Source organism: Flavobacterium xizangense (genome assembly GCF_054075145.1).
On record NZ_JBSIPG010000009.1, the window covers coordinates 53631 to 68585 of the forward strand.

8 protein-coding genes are annotated in these 14955 nt (G+C 35.6%); all 8 read right to left on the reverse strand.

The window, feature by feature from the left end; translation table 11 throughout:
- Positions 1-23: 23 nt before the first annotated feature.
- The gene (locus ACWA1B_RS17530) at positions 24-929 is read right to left on the reverse strand and encodes a carbohydrate kinase family protein (RefSeq protein WP_456909121.1); all 906 of its coding nucleotides are present in this window, start codon (positions 927-929) and stop codon (positions 24-26) included.
- 25 nt (positions 930-954) lie between these two features.
- Positions 955-2511 (reverse strand): glycoside hydrolase domain-containing protein, encoded by a 1557-nt coding sequence (locus tag ACWA1B_RS17535; RefSeq protein ID WP_456909123.1) that lies wholly within the window; start codon positions 2509-2511, stop codon positions 955-957.
- A gap of 21 nt (positions 2512-2532) precedes the next feature.
- Complete coding sequence (locus ACWA1B_RS17540; RefSeq protein ID WP_456909125.1) at positions 2533-3930, reverse strand: DUF4960 domain-containing protein; 1398 nt, start codon at positions 3928-3930, stop codon at positions 2533-2535.
- Between the two features lie 19 nt (positions 3931-3949).
- Positions 3950-5641, reverse strand: coding sequence for a RagB/SusD family nutrient uptake outer membrane protein (locus tag ACWA1B_RS17545; RefSeq protein ID WP_456909127.1), 1692 nt, complete (start codon positions 5639-5641; stop codon positions 3950-3952).
- 99 nt (positions 5642-5740) lie between these two features.
- Entirely contained in the window at positions 5741-8845 is a 3105-nt protein-coding gene (locus tag ACWA1B_RS17550) for a SusC/RagA family TonB-linked outer membrane protein (RefSeq protein WP_456909129.1), read from the reverse strand.
- Between the two features lie 18 nt (positions 8846-8863).
- Complete coding sequence (locus ACWA1B_RS17555; protein ID WP_456909131.1) at positions 8864-10471, reverse strand: glycoside hydrolase family 32 protein; 1608 nt, start codon at positions 10469-10471, stop codon at positions 8864-8866.
- Positions 10434-11792, reverse strand: coding sequence for a sugar porter family MFS transporter (locus ACWA1B_RS17560; RefSeq protein WP_456909133.1), 1359 nt, complete (start codon positions 11790-11792; stop codon positions 10434-10436). The genes ACWA1B_RS17555 and ACWA1B_RS17560 overlap by 38 nt, the downstream gene beginning before the upstream one ends.
- A gap of 230 nt (positions 11793-12022) precedes the next feature.
- On the reverse strand, positions 12023-14761 hold the full coding sequence (locus tag ACWA1B_RS17565) for a substrate-binding domain-containing protein (protein ID WP_456909135.1): 2739 nt from the start codon (positions 14759-14761) through the stop codon (positions 12023-12025).
- Positions 14762-14955: the final 194 nt, after the last annotated feature.

The window sequence follows — 14955 nt, forward strand, 5'->3', positions numbered from 1 at the left end:
TATCTTATTTAAATTTCATAAAGTTAAATTTTAATTTTTAACATCATTTTTTCAATTCTGGAAAGCGAAATTTCAGGATTAGCTCCGGGAGATTCAGCCACTAATGCACCAACTGCACAGGCAAAATCAATTGAATACTGAGGAGCTTTTCCTCTTAATAAAGAAGCTATCAAAGCCGCCAGAAATGAATCTCCGGCACCTACGGTGTCAGCTACTTCAACAGGATATCCCCCATTTTCATAAAGTTGGCCTTCCCACATCAGCAAAGCTCCGTGTTTGCCTCTCGTTACACACATTCCCTTTACTTGGCTTTTTTCAGCTATAAAATTCATATTGTCTTTCAGACTTGTAAATGGTGAGGACATAGCTGCCGTAATTTCTAATAATTCCTCATCATTAAACTTTATAAAATCAGCAGATTGCATGAGGCGCTCCAGCATTTCATACGAATAGTGCGGTCTTCTTAAATTCACATCAAAAACCTTATAGACTTTTTTTTGCAGCAATTCCTCTAATGCCAGTCTTGAAACATCGTCTCGGCAAACTAAACTACCATAAATTAAAGCATCAGCATTAGCAACTGAATTTCTCGCCAAATCGTTCAATTCAATTTTATCCCATGCAGACGGATAACTGATTTCATAACTTGCCGATCCTCGCTCATTTAATGTAACGTTAACCAAACCAGTAGGAAAATCTTCTGAAACTACAATCGTATCGGTTTCAAGCCCCATTTTTTTTACATGACTTTTTATCGCTTTTCCGTCTTCATCATTTCCAACACAGCTTATCATAGTCACTTCACAACCAAGCGATTTCATACGAAGTGCTACATTCAGTGGTGCTCCTCCAATCTTTTTCTCATTAGCAAAAACATCCCAAAGCACTTCTCCGTATGCCACCACCTTAAGGTTTTTTCCGTTATTCATTCTAAAATTATTTTATTATTAATTTCTATTCAGGCTGGGTTATCTGAAGATTTGAGATTGTGCTCGTTTGTCCTTCAGCAATTAATCCCCATTTGTTTTTATCTCTTCCGTAAATACGGTTTGTCAAAGCCGCTTTCCCATCGATATATACTACCACAACGCTTCCTTCGGCAATTATTTCAACATTATATTTTATATTCGCCCGGAATACGAATGGCAAACGGGTTACTTCCTGCAAAGCCGAATTATAACCGCTTATTTTACTATTAGCAATATCAAAAACAACTTTATAATAACTTCCAGTATCATTGGTATGAAAAACAAATCCAGTTGTTCCGGAAGCTTTGGTTAAAGTAACTTCTGCTTTTATTTTGACTTTCTTTCCAATGCTTTTAAAAATAACCAATGCTTTTTCTGCTTCTCCAGATAAAGAATAAGTTCCATTGTTAGCAGTTGCATTCGCTGAAATTGCATCTACTTCAGCAGTAGTATTTTTTTTCGAAAATAAATCTTTCACCGATTTAGGAGATTGAGTTCCTAAAGTTCCGTCAGAATTCTGAACCAATTCATGAATGACCATATTTCCTGCCCAATCTTTATTTCCTAAATCATTTTCTGGCGTTTTTCGGGCATTCCACCCAAAAACATATCTTTTATTTCCGTCAGAAGCTGTTTTTCCTGCATAAAAATATTCTCCATCAATCCTGTCATTTTCCGGTTTTGTCCACGGACCGTTGATAGATGGTGCCACTCGGTAATGCGTTCCTTTGTTGCCGCTCCAATTCTCAGAAAAAATTAAATACCAATTACTTCCCATTTTGAAAATATCCGCACATTCCATCATTAGATAATTATCCTCGGTAGTTGTAGTATATAACGGAGCTTCAACATTCCATTTTCCGGATGCTGGATCAGCACTAGTAAAGTGCAGCAAAACGGCTTTTCTTCCCGGTTCTGTCTGTGTACTTACTAACATGGAATACTTTTTCAGTTCATCATTATAAAATACATGTGGATCTCTGAAATCGTAGCTGTAATAACCGGCCGGAGCTGTTATTTTAAAAGATGGAACTTTTTTCCAGTTTATCAAATCGGGACTTGTCGCGCATAACACACTTTCTCTTGCATTCGACTGTGCAAAAGCCGGATTTTCATTGTGCCCTGTATAATAAAAATAATAAAGATTGCCCACTTTGACAACTGACCCGGTGCCAATAGCAAAATCCGGTTCAAGCGTTGTGCCATAAGGAATTGTTTGACCTTCATAAGTAAAATGGGCCAAATCTGTACTCTGATATTCATGAATATCATGAAATCCTTTTCCTGCAGGTTTATTCTGCGCATCATGCAGAAAGTAAATGTGAAATTTTCCGTTATCGAAAAAAGGCATAATGTCTCCGGTATAACCAGCACTGTAATATGGGTCGTTTGCACCCATCCATTGCGCGGGCGGAACAGGAAAAATACTTGTTATTTCAGAATTGCCTCCTGAAATCGAACCTCCTATATAATTTTCATCCTGACTGCACGAAGCCAGTGAAAAGAAGATAAAGGCGATTGTGATTATATTTCTATATTTCATTTTTATTAAATTCAAAGTGATTTATTTTGCCGCTAAATAATTGATACTATTTTGTGTCAGCAATTTAATGTTTGTAATAAATTCATTTGCCTGACTTGGCACTCCACTGCTGTTGGTTTCATTGTACCAATCGTAAGCTCCCATAGAAATTACAATTACATTTTTATTCGTACTTGTATTTGGGAATTCTGCAATTGTAACTCTTCCGTTCAATTCATTATCCCAGGCTTCACTTGCCAGATTGGTTCCTCCTGTTTGGTTTCTCCAACCTTCTCCATTATTGTATCCACCCCATTCTGGTAAAAACCACCATGCTGTATGATTTAATCTGAAAGTTCCGCTTTGCAATAAATTGGCTTTTCCGGATTCAAAAGTGGTTAGGCCTTGAAATATTGGGTGGCCTTCATGACCAACAAATGACATTCCCCATGAATTACCGTCTACAAATCCATTTGGAGGAAAATCACCAAAAACATTATTTGGTCCTTTTCCTGAAGGAACAATTCCTAAAGCATCAACATATTGCGAAGCAAAAGAAGTCAAAAGCAGGTTTCCTCCATTTGTTCTGAAATTTTTCAATGCATTTGTAACCGCAGGATTATAAGCTACAGAAGGTAAATTTGTAGCCGAATCAAAGTGCCACCAAATCACATCGATATCGCTTAAATCAGCACCGTTTTGTACACTTTCAAACGAAATATATTTAGCCCCCGGAAAATTATCAAACAGCCAGTTTGAAGCCGTAACTTCATCCATGTTTGTAATTCCCGATCTTGTAGCCGCAGTTCCTAAAAATGCAACTGTTAATCCTGTAACCGGAACTCCAACATTTGCTGTATAGTTAACGCTTTTGCCATTCGATGTTATTACAAAAGTGACTGCATTTGTAAAATCAATTGTTGCGCCCGAAGCAGGTGAAATTGCAACACCTGTCGTTACTTCGATTACGGGTTTAAGCGCTCTTAAATCAGTATCTTCAGGCAAAGTCATATTAATCGTTTTATTAATATCGTTTACAGTAGCTGTAACACCATTTATCTTAAAACTCTTAATCGGACTTAAAACAGTTGTGGTTACTGTATAATCTTTATATAAATTTCCATTAACTACTCTGAATTTAACCGGATTTGTAAAATTCATTGCTGAATTTAATTCTGGATTGGATGTTGCTCCTTCTTCAAAAACAACTTCCGGCTTTATAGCTGTTATATCTGATCCGTAAGGCATTACAACAGTAATTTTTCCTGTTGTTTGATCAATGCTTCCTGAAACTCCGTTTAATTTGAAGGAAAGTACATTTGAAGGCGAACTCACATCAAATCCGCCAGTTTCAAAATTATTTTCGCAGGCAGTAATCATAAAAATCATTGCCAATATTATAGATACTTTGGTCCAATATTTATTTAAAGCTTTTTTCATATTGCTGATTCTTTAAGGATTAATAACCTGGATTTTGTTTGTACAATCCCTGACTGAAATTAATTTGTTTCAACGGAATTGGGCAATATTCTTCTTTATGCGCATCAAAAAAAGCATCCTGATAATAGGTACGTTTTGTTTTTTCTTTTGCATAAAAGTCATTCATAACCTGATCTGTAATTCCCCATCGAACAAGGTCAAAAAATCGGCTTCCTTCCATAGCTAATTCTAAACGACGTTCCCAGCGTAAAGCTTTACGGGCAAAATCCTGAGTCCAGTTGCAATTTACGCCATCTACATAGATATTGATTTTGAAGTTTTTCACGTAAGGCAATCTTCCTGTACTTTGTGCGGCCCTTTCTCTGATTTCATTAATTAACGGCAGCGCTTCAGATTGTCTTCCTAATTCAATCAAAGCTTCGGCACGCATTAAAATCACATCAGCATAACGAATCTGAATTCTGTTTTTAGAATTTCCATAAAACGGATCAATATTTACAACACAACTGCAATTTGGGGCAACATTTTCCTTTAAAGAAGCAAAATAGCCATAGGTTCCCGGAGATCTTACCCAAGCTTCAACATACAGAAATTCAGGGTCATATTTATAAGGCAGACCTGGCATCGCAACCGTATGATACAATCTCGGATCAACTGTATTGGCATCTATATTTTTATAATCAAAATCTTCATTGTTGTAAGTATCAAACTCTGGTAAACCATTTGCTCCAGTTTTAAAAGCATTCACTAAATTCTGACTTGGTTTATGAAAATCACAACAGCCTAAACCTTGTGGTGTTGAAAGAACGTCTGAGAAATTCAATCTTCCGTAAAGCGTTCCGTCATTATCAGAGAACTGAATTGAGAAAATAGATTCCGGTCCATTTTCGTAAGTTCCTGGCAGGAAGTTGTTAGCAAAATCAGGTTCTAAAGAAGCTTTTCCAACTACTTTATCTGTTGCCGCGATTACTTCCTGCAGATGCTGCTGGTTTATACCTGTAACTTTGAATGTTTCATCCTGTGTATACGCTTGGTACAATCTTGTTTTTGCCAAATAAGCATAAGCCGCTTTTTTAGTGGCACGCCCCACCTGTGGCTGTGTATCTGGCAAATTATCTGCTGCAGCCTGAAAATCTTCAGCAATTTTATTCCAAAGTTCTTCGTTTGAAAGTGCTATGTTTGAAATCGTTTTATAATCTTCTACCGGAATATCTTCTCTGATATAAGGTACATTTCTAAACATAATTTTCAGCATAAAATAAAAATGTCCTCTTAAAAAACGCATTTCGGCCATACGTGTTTTCTTCAACGGATAATCTGCTTCTGAGAGCTGCTCTAAGGCTTTTAAGGCTTTATTGGCTCTTGAAACGCCCACATAACTGATGTACCAAAAACTGTCCAATTCTCCAAAATCCGGACGGATATTATTTGAGACTTCAAAAAAGTGAAAATCCTGAATGTCATTTGTACCACTTCCGCCTTTATAAGCATCATCTGAACGCACATTACCAAACGGCCATAAACTGTAAGGAGAATCGTAGTGATCATTTCCTAACTGCGCATAAGCTGCATTCATAAATCCTTCGACGGACTGTGGTGTAACAATATCTTCTTCTGACAACACACCACGCGGATCATTCTCTAAAAAATCGGAACACGAAGCGAAGAAACCCATCACCGCAAATCCTGCTATATATAGTATTTTTTTCATATTAATATAATATTTGTCTTTTATTGGAATATGGAATCGCCATTCTTTCTTATCATTTCCCATTTCGAATCATGGCGATTTCATTTTTTTAATCTTTTGTTATAAAGTAAAATTAAGACCAGCCGTAAAAGTTGTCGGCTGAGGATATCCAAAACCTGCATTTTCAGGATCAACCCCAGTGAAGCTTTTCGCATCAATAATCAATAAATTCTGTCCGCTGATGTAAAGTCTAAAACTTTCCATATTCAATTTCTTCAGTAATTCTTTAGGAAAACTATATCCAAACTGCAAAACTCTAAGTTTAAGATAATTCCCATTTTCTACATAATAAGTTGAAAATCTAGACTCTGCATTTCTGTCAACTGTTGTCAGGGCTGGAATTGTAGAATTTGGATTGTCTAACGACCATGCATTCAGCAAACGAGTTCCTTTGTTTGATCCCACATCATCAACGCTCCAGAAATCAGTCTGATATTTTGTGTTATTGATAACATCCACATCACTTGCACCTTCCCAAAAAGTGGTAAAATCAAAGTTTTTATAAGACAAGTTTAAATTAATTCCGTACAACAATCCCGGATTTGGATTTCCGATCCAGGTACGGTCTTTATCTGTAATTGTTCCGTCGCCATTTAAGTCTTTGTAACGAATTCTTCCAAGACCTTTTCCTTCCTGAATTGCCGAGTTATCCACCTGATCCTGACTTGTAAACAATCCGTCTGTAACATAGCCATACATCGAATTAATTGGTCGTCCTAAAATATTATCATTCAGTCCGTCGCCACCATAATTGTTTTTCACTTCATCCGGCAGTTGTGTAATCTTATTTTTGTTTGCCGAAATGTTTCCGGAAATATCATATTTCAGTCCAAATGAGGTTTCGTCATGATAGCCCAAAGAAAACTCCCAACCTTTATTTTCCATAGAGGCTCCGTTTACCCAGCGGTTTCCACCTTCACCAATAACTCCTAAATAAGGTGGCAATACTAGAATATCATCTGTTTTCTTCATGTAATAATCTACAGATCCGCTTAATTTTTGTTTGAATAAACCAAAGTCCAAACCAATGTTGGTCTGCGTAGTAGTTTCCCATTTTAAATCATCATTTCCGGACTGAGTTGCTATAAAACCAGACGGAAGTAATCCGTTTCCGTTTCCTGCAATATCGTAAGCTGTTCCAAACGAGGTTGCCCATGTCGGGCTTCCGCCAGCATAACTTGCCAAATAAAGGGAATAAACAGCCGTATTACTGATTTCCTGATTACCGGTTTGCCCCCAGCCTGCTCTTAATTTTAAATCTGAAAAAACAGGAGCACTATTTTTAATGAAATTTTCGTTACTGATTCTCCATCCCGCTGAAACTGCCGGAAATGTTCCGAACTGATTGTTTTTTCCAAAACGAGAAGAACCATCGCGACGAATTGTAGCCGAAACCAAATAACGATTGTCAAACTCATAATCTGCTTTTCCAAAATAAGATAGCAAAGAATATACGGTCGAAGTTCCACTGGTAAAAGATTCACCCGTTCCGGCATCCGGATACATATAGTCAGGGGTTTCGATCAAAAAGTCATTTTTACGTAAAGTATTAGTGTCATAAGTATCTTTGTACATCTCTGTTCCCGCCATCAAATTCAGATTGCTTTTTCCAAAATTCAAGCTGTAAATTGCAGTGTTGGTCCAGGTCCATTTGTCGCTGATCGACTGATCAATAGTTACTGAAGTCTGATCGTTTTGCAGATAACCTGATCTGTAGCTTCTTTGTAAAGTACGTTTTTTGTAAAAACCATAATCCATTCCGAAACTGGTTTTGATGTGCAGGTTTTTAATGATTTCCAAATCCGCGTAAGCGTTACCAAAAAGGCGCAAATAATCATACTTATTGTCTTTATTATATTCTAAAAGACGAACCGGATTTTGTCTGTCGTTCATTCCTCCAACCGGACCTCCCCAACCAATTCCGTCAACTGTGTGCACCGGAATAATTGGTAAAGCTCTAAGAGCAGGATCCAAAACGCCTGGATCAGTAACTTCGTTTGTACGGTTTAAACTGAAATTTTCTCCGATAACTAATTTGCCATCAAAGTATTTATATGAACTGTTCATTCTCGCAGAAATTCTTTCGAAATCTGTTGTTTTTACAACACCTTCATTTCCGTAATAACCCAGCGAGAAAACATAATTTCCCTTGTCTGAAGCATTCGAAACCGACAAATCATAAGAATTGGCAACTCCGGTTTGAGAAATTGCATCATACCAATCTGTATTTGAAGCTTTAAGGGTTTGCTGTGTATCTAAATATTCCGGAACCAAAACTTTATTCAACTGCGGTTTATTGTTATTTACCGACCAGTCAAACTGATAGCGCAAATTATTATTATTCGGATTTAAACCGTCGTTGATATTGGCCTGCCAAAGTGCCTGTCCAAACTGGTTAGCGTTTAGAACATCTAACTTTCTTGAATAATCAGAAAAAGAAGCATAGGTACTGAAATTGATTCTCATTTTACCCTCTTTTCCTTTTTTGGTGGTAATGATAATGACACCGTTTGAAGCTCTGGAACCGTAAATACTCGCTGAAGAAGCATCTTTCAATACCTGAATCGTTTCAATATCATTAGGATTTAATTCATGCATTCCAGATTTTGTCGGCATTCCGTCAATAACGTAAAGCGGATCTGTGTTGTTCAGTGTTCCAACACCGCGAATCACCACTTTTGTATTTCCTCCGCTTGGCGAACCATCAGACGATACTTTTACTCCGGCAACTCTTCCCTGTAAAGCCTTGATAGGGTTTGGTTCCGGCTGTTTCATGACTTCCTTCATGTTCACAACTGCAACTGCTCCGGTGATATCCGTTTTCTTTTGTTTGGAGTATCCTGTTACTACAACTTCATTTAGCTGGTTGTTGTCTACTTTTAAAGTTACATTGATCGTTTTTTGGCCTTTAACAGAAATAGATTGCGGAGCATATCCTATAAAAGAAATCACAAGAACCGCATCTGAATTTATATTGCCGAACGAAAAATTGCCATCAAAATCTGTTACTGTACTGGTACTTGTACCTGAAATAAGTACGGTTGCTCCTGGAAGCGGCATTTCGTCATCTGCAGAAAATACCGTTCCCTTTACTCCATTTTCCTGAGCCGTCATAAGTAGCACCGGAAAGAAGAAAAATAGAAAATAAATAATTTTACTTTTCATGAGGTTAGTGGTTTTTAGTTAGTTTATATTTAATTGGTTAATTACGAGGTTATTCAATTCAATTTCCTCCTTTGAGGAAACTGATAGAGATGTAAATGGCTGGTTTGTGAAAAAGATTTCTGTTATAACTTTTTCGCCATTGTTGTAAAATATTTCAATAGAGGTTTTATCTAAAATAATTTTAAAAACACCTTCTTTTTGATTCCCGTTTAAAGCTGCTTTTGTGATCGTTGCTGCAAACTTTTCAGAGAAATCATTTTTTCCAGACTTCGAACGATCTACAAATAAATAATGATCTGAATTATTGATTCCGAAAGTCAAAGACTCACCTTTTTCATTTGAAAGCGTAAAAGTGTACGTGTCTTGTTTTATGTTTTTCAGCTTAAAATCAATAATTGCTTTAGTTAAATCAATTTTCCCTGATCCGGAAATCGAAAGATTGCCTTTTCCTTTTAGGTTTTTCTTTTTTATAGATTTAGAAACATATTTATTGATTTCTTTTACCGGATTACTGATCAGACTATAAGCATTTCCTTTTTTTATCAACTGAATTTCGCGGGCAATTGTAGTGCTGCTTCTCCATGCAAATGTTGGAACATCTTGCGCGTACTCCCAATTAGACATCCACCCGATAAATAATCGACGTCCGTCAGCACTTGGAACATTATTCCAGGTTACACCAGCATAATTGTCTTTTCCGTAATCAATCCAAACGGCTTTTTCCTGTTCTATTCTTTTTGCAAAATTTGGGTCTAATGTAAAAGTAGTTCCATCAAAATCTCCAATAAAATATTGCGTTCCGGAACCTCCATTTACACCTCCTGGATTTAAGCTCTGAATTAAAACCCATTTGGTTTCATCTGACCCTTGTACTTTTATTTCAAAAAAATCTGGACATTCCCAAACACCTCCATGTGCCCCAATATTTTTTCCGAAATCAGATAAATATTCCCAGTTTTTTAAGTCTTTGGATTTATAAAATTGAGAACGGTCCTGTGCTGCTAAAACCATAATCCATTGCTTATTCGTTTCATCCCAAGTAACTTTCGGGTCACGAAAATCTCGAATTCCAGGGTTTTTTATGACAGGATTTCCTTCCTCAAATTTCTGCCATGTAAAACCATTGTCATTCGAGAACGCAAGATCCTGCTGCTCGACATCAATTTTATTTTCTTTTTCTTTTGTCATATCATGCAGCGTATAAATTGCTACAATTGGAGCCGTTTTCCCCGTTCCTAAACCAGAAGTATTGTTTGAATCTACAACAGCACTTCCTGAAAAAATATATTTATTCTTATCCGGGTAAATCGCGATAGGCAACTCTTCCCATTTAATGAGATCTTTACTAACGGCATGTCCCCAATGCATCGGTCCCCATTTATTTCCATCAGGAAAGTGCTGGTAGAATAAATGATATTTTCCATCTGCATAGAACATTCCGTTAGGATCGTTCATCCAGCCTTTTTTTGGTGTAAAATGAAAATTAGGACGGTACATTTGCTCCTCTGAAGACGCTGATACTGAAACAGCAGTTGTTTGCGCCACAGCCGAATACGGTTTAAGTCCCCCTACTGAGAGGAGTATCGCACTATAAAATGCCAGCGGTAGATGTTTCTTTGATTTCATTTTTTTTGATATTTTTTTTGGTTAGATTTTCACTTAATACTTCTAAAGAAACTCCTTTGGTTTCTGGCATCAGAAAAATTACGAACAGTAATTGCAGCACCATCATCAATGTAAAAATTAAGAATACTACTTCCGGGCCAATTTCTGAAAATAGCATCGGAATTAAAGATGGGATAATTGCTGCCAAAACCCAATGTACTGAACTCCCAAATGCCTGTCCAGAAGCCCGAATGTGATTTGGAAAAATTTCGGAAATAAAAACCCAGATAACTGCCCCTTGGCCAATGGCGTGAGAAGCAATAAATAAGAAAAGCAAAATAGGTACAGATAAGCCTCCCCAATTGAAATAAAAGGCAGCCGAAACCAATCCTAAAGAAATAATATATCCCACAGAACCAATGTACATTAACAACTTTCTTCCTAATTTGTCAATTAATGCTACGCCGATTAAAGTGAATATAAGATTCGTAATTCCGATTCCGATGCTACTTAATAAAGCCGTATTTTGTCCTAAACCTGCTTCTTCAAAAATTCTTGGCGCATAATATAAAAAGGCATTGATTCCCGAAAATTGGTTAAAGAATGCAATTAAAAAAGCCAATACTAACGGAAAACGGTATTTCTTCATGAAGATATTTTCATGTTTTGTAACACCATTTTCTCTGGAATCATCCATGATGTCTTTTAGGTCAGCAGACGGATCAATTTGAAACAGAACTTTACGAGCCTCTTCATCTCGGTTTTTAGATAATAACCATCTTGGGCTCTCTGGAATTGTAAGTATAAAAAGAATGTAAATAAAAGAAGGAATAGCCTGCACTCCTATCATCCAACGCCAGGCATTTTCTCCAATATCTTTTAAAAAGTAGTTGGAGATAAATGCAATTAAAATTCCAAGTACAATATTAAACTGATACAGCGCTACTAAACGTCCGCGTTTGTCAGCCGGAGCAATTTCGGAAACATAGGCCGGCGCTGCAATAGTTGACGCCCCAACACCCAAGCCTCCAATAAATCTGAAAGCAGCAAATACAAATGGATCATTTGCAAAAGCAGCACCAATAGCAGAAAGAAAGTATAAAATTCCTATCCAGAACAGTGTTCTTTTACGACCTATTTTATTAGTTGGAATTCCACCAAAAATGGCACCTACAACTGTTCCCCAAAGTGCCATTGCCATAACAACAGATCCATGAAAAGCATCAGATGAATGCCAAAGAAGCTGTAGCTGTTTATCAGCTCCAGAAATAACTACGGTATCAAAACCGAATAGAAAACCTGCCAGTGCAGCAGTAACAGACCAAATCAATATCTTGTTCATTGTAGATGTATTAAAAACTTGTTGCTAAGATATCCGCAAAAAAAACAACTTATTTTTAATGATGTTACAATTTAATTCTATAAATACTGACAGTTTGATATTTAAATAACAAAAGCCTTATTTACAAGGCTTTAGATAATTTAAAATTTATTTACGAAAACCGTGTAGTTTCGATTTTGTTACATTAGGTTTAAAATTGATACCTAAATTGTATCAATTTTAAACCAATATTAAATGGAAGATTTGTATTCCTTTGGTGAAATTCCAAATTTATTCTTAAAAGCTGTAGAAAAATAGTTGGGAGAAGAGAAACCAAGTGAGTACGCAATTTCAGAAATATTCATATTATTTGACTTTAAAAGCTCTGCCGCCTTCTCCAATTTTACATTATTGATATGGTCACTGATATTAATTCCTATAATTGCTTTTACTTTTCGATACAACTGAACTCTCGAAACTCCGAGTTTATCGGCTAAATCTTCAACAGAGAATTTGGGATTTTCGACGTTTTTCTTAATAATGTCATTCATTTTGGTAATAAAGGATTGTTCCTGATTGCCAAATTTCGACTCCGGTTCAACACGATAAATATTATTAGTATAGTAATAACGAAGTTTCTCTCTGTTGAAAAGCAGACTTGATATAGATTGTTTTAAAATAGACAGGCTAAAAGGCTTCGTTAGATACTGATCTACTCCACTTTGCAATCCTTTTAAAACTGATTCTTTATTGCTCTGCGCTGTTAAAATAATAATAGGAATATGTGACGAACGCAAATCTTTTTTCAATTCTTTACTGATTTCGTAACCGTCTTTGTCTACCAAATTAATGTCACAGATGATAATATCAGGAACAATTTCCATTGCTTTTTCAATAGCATCGCTTCCGTCAGAAGTATAAATGACATATTCATTAGATAATTTAGCTTTTAAAAATGAAACCAAATCTATATTGTCTTCTATAACCAAAAGTGTATGTTTTTCAGATTCAGAAATTACATTTTTCTCATTCAAATCAGATTCTATATCAAGATTATCTGTAATTAAACTTGGTGTTTCATTTAGTTTCTCAGCTTTATTTATAATTTCAGAAGGCTGTAAATGGCTTACTCCTTTCAATAAGGTAATTACAAATTCGCTTCCCTGTTTTGATTTCAATTCTATCGTTCCCTGATGTAAGAGTACAAACTCTTTTGAGAGATGAAGTCCAATTCCCGAACTGTTTTTATTATTATTTGAAGCCCTGAAAAAAGGATTAAAAACATTCGATAATTCATTTTCGGGTATTCCGATTCCAGAATCTTTAAAACTGATTTTAACTGTATTATCTTGATTGTCGATAATTGAAATGCTGATTTTTCCGTTATCGGGTGTAAATTTAAAGGCATTAGAAAGCAAATTGAAATACACTTTATCCATCAATCCTCTATCGATAAACAATTCCAAGTTTTTATTTTTGCAAGTAAGCTGAAAATCAATATTTCTTCGGGCAGCTTCGCCTTTAAAATTAGCCATGACTTCATTTGTGAAATCGTAAATTTTTGTATTGGAAGCTCTAAGTGCAAATTTTTGTTCTTCAATCTTCCTGAAATCCAACAATTGATTTATTAATCTGAGCAATCGATTTGAGTTTTTATGAATTAGTTTTACTTCGTCAATCAGTGCTGTACCTTTAATTTTTTCATTTTCAATCAACGACTCTACATAACTCATAATAAGCGTTATGGGTGTTTTAAATTCATGCGAAAGTCCAGTAAAGAAATTCAATTTTGCTTCGTTGCTTCTTTGAGCAATTTGAGCCATTTCCTGAATTTCATTATTCTGATCAATTACGGTTTGATTAATTCTTTCAAGCTGTTTTTTCTTTCTTGAAATAGAAATAGTTGAATAAATACTATAAATCGTCAAACTCAAAATAATCACTAAGAAAAAACTGAGCAACCGAACCAAGTTATTCTGCGAAGCATATTCTCTTTCCTGAACCTTTATAGCTCCCTGTTGTGACTCAATAACTGTTTGCTGTTGATCGACTTTATCCATTTGATTTTCGATAATTTCAGCATTATTCTTATCTATTACAATTGTATTTAGAATATTATTTTTTGCAATTGCTTCTTTATTGTACATTTTTAAAGCCAATTTCAACGCTTCATTTCCTCCTGTCGGATATAGTATTGTACCGTCTAAAACTCCACTTTTTACCAATTCTATCCCCCCATTTACTGTATTGAGTCCGTCAACACCAATAAATTTGATTTTCTTTTCTAATCCAACAGTTTTGGCAGTTTCCCAGGCACTTAAAGCCATACGATCATTATGAGCAAAAATATATTCGATGTCATGATTTTGCAAAAGAATTGCTTTTAAGGGCACTTTGACTGACTCTTTTTCCCAATCGCCATTTATAGTGTTTTCGATCTTAAAACGCTTATTTTCTTTAATAATCTGATCAAATCCAAGACTGCGTTCATATGCTGGTGAAGAACCGTTTGCTCCTGTTATTTCAATGATTTTGCCAGAACCTTTACTGTGCGATATTATATATCGGGCAGCAATTCTGCCAATTTCGATATTATCAGCTCCAAGATAAGCAGTATAGCTTTCTCCCTCAATTTTTCGATCTACAACAAGAACAGGAATTCCTGCTTTTATTGATTTTTCCACAACTGCGGTCAAAGGTTTAGATTGAATTGGAGATACAATAATAACATCAACTTTCTTAGAAATGAATCCTTCAATATCTTCTATTTGCCTCTCGATATTGTTATTGGCGTCTTTTATAGTTAAATCGACCTCAGGCCTTAATGAAGCTTCAATCTTCATTGAGCTGTTCATTTGTTTACGCCAATCATCTGTAGTCATAGCCTGAGAAAATCCAACTTTTATTTTGTCGCTCAGTTTTTGTTTGCAGGAAATTAAAGTTAATGATGCTAAAAAAAGCAGCAAAATATATTTTACAGTTTGATACATGAAATTATAAGTTTATGTAAATGAAAGTGAGTTTCGAAAATACCTTCTTAAACAAGTGACTTGCCAAAATAATTAGGAAGGATTATTTTGTTATGACAAGTAAGAAGTGCGTATGTGATTGTAAAGATAAAATTAAACTTTTAAGTTTTAACAATGAAAGCTTATAATTTTATGATTCTTACGATCAACAGAAT

Excerpts from the sequence above, each read along its gene's own strand:
- ACWA1B_RS17565 (WP_456909135.1), bottom strand. The coding sequence starts at position 14,761 with ATGTATCAAACTGTAAAATATATTTTGCTGCTTTTTTTAGCATCATTA.
- ACWA1B_RS17530 (WP_456909121.1), bottom strand. The coding sequence starts at position 929 with ATGAATAACGGAAAAAACCTTAAGGTGGTGGCATACGGAGAAGTGCTT.
- ACWA1B_RS17550 (WP_456909129.1), bottom strand. The coding sequence starts at position 8,845 with ATGAAAAGTAAAATTATTTATTTTCTATTTTTCTTCTTTCCGGTGCTA.
- ACWA1B_RS17535 (WP_456909123.1), bottom strand. The coding sequence starts at position 2,511 with ATGAAATATAGAAATATAATCACAATCGCCTTTATCTTCTTTTCACTG.
- ACWA1B_RS17540 (WP_456909125.1), bottom strand. The coding sequence starts at position 3,930 with ATGAAAAAAGCTTTAAATAAATATTGGACCAAAGTATCTATAATATTG.
- ACWA1B_RS17560 (WP_456909133.1), bottom strand. The coding sequence starts at position 11,792 with ATGAACAAGATATTGATTTGGTCTGTTACTGCTGCACTGGCAGGTTTT.
- ACWA1B_RS17545 (WP_456909127.1), bottom strand. The coding sequence starts at position 5,641 with ATGAAAAAAATACTATATATAGCAGGATTTGCGGTGATGGGTTTCTTC.
- ACWA1B_RS17555 (WP_456909131.1), bottom strand. The coding sequence starts at position 10,471 with ATGAAATCAAAGAAACATCTACCGCTGGCATTTTATAGTGCGATACTC.